Genomic DNA, 4,756 nt, shown 5'->3' with positions numbered 1-4,756 from the left:
ATCTCACGGCGGGTATCTCGCCTTTGCCATCACAGAAACCGGCGATATCGCGGTACATCGTCTTGCGCTGGAGGTTCATAGGCTGGTCGGCGCCATCCGGGGCCAGGGCGCGGCCAGACAGCCAGCCGTAGTCTCCACCGTGGGCAGCGTCCGCCGCCAGCAGGGTTTCCAGCGCCGTGGGCGTCGGGAGTGTATCGTCGTCCATGATCCAGACTGCCTTGCAGCCGAGGGCTGCAGCCTCCCGGATGCCGTAGGCAAAGCCGCCCGCACCGCCGAGATTTTTGCCCGGATTACGGCAGACAAGCCCAGGCATATCCAGCGTTTTCAGGTAGTCAGCGGTACCGTCGGTGGAGGCGTTGTCCACCACCAGCACCGTAAAGCCCCGCACGGTCTGGGCGCACAAGGCGGCCAGGCATTGTTGGAGCAGCGCCAGCCGATTGTAGGTCACGACCACAGCCGTGACGGCGTTTGCGTCAATCATCTTTCTTCGGGAAGAATTTGCGCTTGAGGAAGGCGGTGCCCTTGTGCAGCCAGTTCTGGTGCTCCATATAGACGATGTCCAGTTCCTCAAAGCTGATGTTGTTCGTGATAAGCCAGGCATCGAGCAGACGTTCGCTGACAAAGCCAAAGACGCGGCGGTCATTGACCGTGTAGCCGGTCATGTCCAACTCTTTTTCCAGTTCAAACAAGATATCAAACAGCCAGGTGCAGTAGTGCTGCAAAAGCTCCTTTTTCATGACGAACATATTGAAGTGGTGGCCGTGCGTCTTGGACATATACAGATCATACGCGGGCAGATACTCGGGGCATTTGCGCGCAATGATGGCTCGGGTCGTTTCCAGATCCCGCTTATGGTGGGCGTGGATGTACTGGGTGTAGTTTGTCTCGATGAAATAGTGGCGTTCTTTAGGCAGCACCACGTTGGTGGTCGCCAGGATAGAGCACAGTTCCTCGTGACTGATGACGCGGCTTTTCTTGGCGGCAAAGCGGCTCTTGCGGCGGCTGGCAAAATAGCGGCGGTAATGCACAATGCCGATATAGTCGGAATCAATGTTGTGCGCGGCCCAGTACAGGCCGGTCAGCTCACAGAAATTTGCGTTGCGCTCCGAGATATTTTCGCCGGTATCATCGCCGATATAGCCGATGGCCGGATGGATGGCATGGCCCATCTGTACCGGCAGATACATCGGATCATCCGGCACCCAGTACGGTTTATGCGTTGCTACGATAATGGTGGTCTGCAATATAGTCTACCCGCCTTAAAATACTTTCCTATACTTTCTCATATAAGGGTTTTGCTAAACTTATAGTATAGCGTTTTTTTGCAGGAATACAAGTTACAGAATGGTAAAATGCTTACTCGCCCTCGCTGTCGAAGGATTCCTGTTCTTCGGCCAGCTTTTCCCATTCGTCGTAAAGTTCCTGCTGGTGGAAACGGGTGTCGTCCAGTTCATCACATTTGTCCCGCAGTAGCAGGTGGTCGCGCAGAACCTCGGGGTCGTTGATTTCGTTTTCCAGCTCAACGATGTGTGCCCCCAGCTCTTCGATCTCTGTTTCCACTTTCTTTAAGCGGGCGCGAACCTCGGCGCGGCGCTTGCGCTGTTCCTTGCCGTAGGCCTGCTTTTTGGCAGTGTCCTCGGTTTTCTGCTGCTCTTGGGTTTTGCCCGCTTCGCGGTTTTGCAGCGCTGCAAAATTCGGGTAAAACGTCGCCTTACCGTCCTCTAAATACATGATGGGGCAGCCCAGCGTCTGCATCAGATAGCGATCGTGGGTGACGAGCAGCAGCGTGCCGGTGTAGGCGGCCAACGCCTGGGTCAGGCTCTCGCGCATGTAGATATCCAGGTGGTTCGTCGGCTCATCCAAAAACATCAGGTTCGGGCGTTCAAGGGCCAGCTCGGCAAAGCGCAGGCGGGCCAGCTCGCCGCCGGAGAGGGACGCGCAGTCCTTAAAGACTTCCTCGCCCCGGTAGCCGAAGCGTGCCAGATGGCTGCGGACTTCCAGCTCGGTGAAGCGGGGGTACTGGTTCCAGATGGCGTCGATGACGCGGCCCGCCCGGCGGGCCTGCTGCTGGGTGAAGATGCCGGGTTTGGCCCCGCTGCCCAAACGCACCATGCCGCCAGAGGGGCGGCGCTTGCCGTCCAACACCTGCAAAAGCGTCGATTTGCCCGCGCCGTTGGGGCCGGCAATGACGAGCTTGTCTCCGCGGTGGACAACGTAATCCAGTGCATCGATGAGAGTGCGCTCGCCGATGTGTACACTCAGGTTTTTCATGATGACCAGCTCGTCATACGGCTCAATGTCGTACTCAAAGCGGAAGTTCAGTTCCCACGCCTCGGCGGTGGGTGCCTCGACGATCTCCAGTTTTTCCAGCTGCTTGCGGCGGCTCTGGGCCATCTTGGTGGTGGAGGCACGGACCAAGTTGCGGTCCACATAGTCCTGCAATTTGGCAGCCTTTTCCACGGCGGCGTCATGCAGTTTTTGCTGGCGCTCGTCAGCGGCTTCGCGCTGGGGCAGGTAGGCTGAGTAGTTTCCGCGGTAGGTCTTGATGCTTTTGCCGCGAAGCTCCCAGATACGGGTGCAGACAGCGTCAAGGAAATAGCGGTCATGGCTGACGACCAGCACCGCACCGCGGTAGGCCTTCAGGTAATTTTCCAGCCACTCCATCGTTTCCAGGTCCAGGTGGTTCGTCGGCTCGTCCAGAATCAGCAGGTCAGGGCGTTCCAGCAGCAGCCGCGCCAGGCGCAAGCGGGTCTGCTCGCCGCCGGAAAGCACGCCCGCGAGCTTCGCCCAGGTGTCAGCGGGAAAGCCCATGCCGTTGAGGACCTTTTTGATTTGGGTGTCCATGTTATAGGCATCCATGGCGTCGATAACAGCGGTGCAGTGGGCAATCTTTTCGGTCAGCTCGGCGTTGTGCGGGTCGGCAGCCAGCTGTTTTTGCAGGGTTTCCATCTGCTGCATCGCGTCCAGCGCCGGAGTGAACACCAGTTTCATCGTGGCGTAGACATCCAGCGCTGGGTCGAGCCGGGCGTTCTGTTCCAGATATCCGGTCGTCACGCCGGTGCCGAAGGCGGCGTCGCCCGCGTCGGGCAGACTCTCGCCGCACAGAATACGCAAAAGCGTCGTTTTGCCGGTGCCGTTTGCACCAATAATGCCGATGCGGTCGCCGCGCTCGACGCCCGCGTTCACATCCCGCAGTACCTCGTGTTCGCCGAAGCTCTTGCCCAGGTTTTGCAGTTCCAACAACATATACGGTACATCCTCAATTCCAAAATGATGCCGCCGCCTTTTGCGGGCAGCGGCAGTGTGCCCCGGTTTTTACAGCAGGGCTTCGTTGCTGTGACGGCGGTTGCGCACGCCCAAGTTTTCCAGTTCCTCCGGCTCCATCACAATGCGATACAGTTCCTCATAGGAACCGACCGTAAATTTCGGCGTGATGCCGGTCTTGTTTTCCACATTCCCGAGGTTGAACCAGCAGGTGTCCACCCCTGCATTCATGCCGCCTTTGATATCGGCCAACAGGTCATCGCCGACCATCAGCACGCGGCTTTTGTTCGTGATGCCCAAATCGCGGAGGGCGTGCTCAAACAGCTTGGCACTGGGCTTGGCCGCGCCTACCTTCTCCGAAATATAAATGCCGTCCATATAGCGGTCAATGCCGGAGGCTGCAATACGGGACTCCTGTACGGCAGCGGCACCGTTGGAGACGATGGCCAGCGTTGCCACCTCGCTGAGTTCTTCCAGCGCGGTCAGGGCACCGGGCAGAAGATCGGCGTGGGTCGCCAACAGTTCTTCATAGCGGTCGTTCATGGCCTTGCCTTTGCCGTTATCCGGCAGCTGCATGGCCTGCATAAAGCGGGAAAAACGAATCTGGAACAGTTTTTGCTTGTTCAGCTGGCCCTTTGCCAGCGAGTCCCACAGCTCACGGTTGACCTTGTGGTAGGTCTCGTAGGCGGCCTCGTCGTGGGGCAGCTCGTACTCGGCCAGCATATCGGTCACAGCCTGGCGCTCGGCGGCGTCAAAGTCCAGCAGCGTATTGTCAATGTCCAGCAGGACACAGGTGTAAATTGCCATTTCTTGTAACCTCTGTCGCGTTTTATTCTGCGTTGGATTCCGACTGGCTCTCAGGCGCAGGGGCCGGTGTGGCGGTCGGCTCCGGCGTGGCGGCAGCCGTGACCGTCAGGATAAAGACGCTCTCGGTGCCGTTGTTGGCGGCGTGGATGCGGTAAGTGCCCGGCTCGTTGGCGGTGAATGTCACCTGGTCGCCGGTGGCTTTCCAGGACGTTTCCTCGCAGCCCCAAACTGTATCACCGCTGCCGTTGGCGACGGTCGCAGTCAGGGTCGTGCTCTGGCCCGCGGTCAGGGTGCTGTTGCCACTGATGTTCACCGTCGCGGCGTCGGCCTCCACAGTCACGGTCAGCTGCGCGGTGGAGAAGGTCCCATTGATCTCGATGCCCGCTTTGAGGGTGTAGGTTCCGGCAGCGTCGGGCGTAAAGGTCAGGCTGCTGCCGTTTTTCTCCATCTCGTCATTGATGGACCACTGCACATTGGTGGCGTCGTAGGCCTTACCGCCCAGCTTGACGGCGGCGTTGACGGTCAGGCTCTCGCCCTTCTTGATCGTCGTGTCGCCCTTGTCCAGCGTCAGTTCGACACGGGCGGCGTTGAACATGGCCTTGACCGAGATGTCCTTCGTCACGTTGTCATAGCGGGTCGCGGTGGTGATGCCGTCACTCCACTTGTAGAATACAAAGCCGTCGGC

At 58.9% G+C, this 4,756-nt stretch carries 5 protein-coding genes; all 5 read right to left on the bottom strand.

The genetic code is table 11. From position 1 onward, the window contains the following. The coding region (locus ACZO0A_RS12140; RefSeq protein ID WP_486846401.1) for a glycosyltransferase at positions 1-481 on the bottom strand (481 nt) is incomplete at its 3' end. Beyond that, positions 474-1,244 (bottom strand): DUF4422 domain-containing protein, encoded by a 771-nt coding sequence (locus ACZO0A_RS12135; RefSeq protein ID WP_215691923.1) that lies wholly within the window; start codon positions 1,242-1,244, stop codon positions 474-476. The genes ACZO0A_RS12140 and ACZO0A_RS12135, both read right to left, overlap by 8 nt. A gap of 112 nt (positions 1,245-1,356) precedes the next feature. After that, positions 1,357-3,246, bottom strand: a complete 1,890-nt coding sequence (locus ACZO0A_RS12130; RefSeq protein ID WP_291230588.1) for an ABC-F family ATP-binding cassette domain-containing protein — start codon at positions 3,244-3,246, stop codon at positions 1,357-1,359. Between the two features lie 69 nt (positions 3,247-3,315). Continuing rightward, the gene (locus ACZO0A_RS12125; protein ID WP_215691921.1) at positions 3,316-4,071 is read right to left on the bottom strand and encodes a YjjG family noncanonical pyrimidine nucleotidase; all 756 of its coding nucleotides are present in this window, start codon (positions 4,069-4,071) and stop codon (positions 3,316-3,318) included. 22 nt (positions 4,072-4,093) lie between these two features. Beyond that, positions 4,094-4,756, bottom strand: a 663-nt coding sequence (locus ACZO0A_RS12120) for a hypothetical protein (protein ID WP_486846400.1), incomplete at its 5' end; no start/stop codon positions are given.

Source organism: Gemmiger sp. (assembly GCF_057431175.1).
The sequence above is the reverse complement of the archived record's forward strand: the minus strand, read 5'-3'. Positions and strand labels throughout refer to the sequence as shown.